Annotated in this window: 1 protein-coding gene; it reads right to left on the bottom strand. The window is 66.9% G+C overall.

The genetic code is table 11. The features are described from left to right. Positions 1 to 486: ABC transporter permease (locus IMZ11_RS43880; protein WP_228649650.1), on the bottom strand; the 486-nt coding region annotated here is incomplete at both ends.

The raw sequence follows: 486 nt of genomic DNA, 5'->3' as shown, positions 1-486 counted from the left end.
CGGCGGGCCCGCCCGAGGCGAAGTAGCCGTACGTGCAGTGCACCAGGGCCACGACGATCGCGAAGACGACGGCCTTGATTCCGGAATAGAGCAGGTCCTGGGGGCCGAGGGCCAGATGGAAGAAGTAGTCGTACGTGCCGGGGGAGGCGCCGTTGAAGATCACCACCACGGTCCGGGTGGACAGGTAGCTGGCCAGCAGGCCGATCATGTAGATCGGGATGACGCAGACCACCGAGGCCAGCACGCGGGTGCCGACCAGGTAGGGGATCGACCGCAGTGCCATGGCGTCGAGTGCGTCGATCTCGTCGGAGATGCGCATCGCTCCGATCTGGGCCGTGAAGCCCGTTCCGACCTTGGCAGCCAACGCGATTGCCACCACGACGGGTGCCAGTTCGCGGGTGTTGGCGATCGCGGCCAGCATGCCCGACAGCGTGTTCATGCCGACCAGGTCCAGGCCGCGCTGGGTCTCGACGCCGAGCATCATGG

It is taken from the genome of Microtetraspora sp. AC03309, assembly GCF_020826795.1.
Classification (GTDB): Bacteria; Actinomycetota; Actinomycetes; order Streptosporangiales; family Streptosporangiaceae; genus Microtetraspora; species Microtetraspora glauca.
Note: the sequence above shows the minus strand (reverse complement) of the source record. Positions and strands in the feature narration are given on the sequence as shown.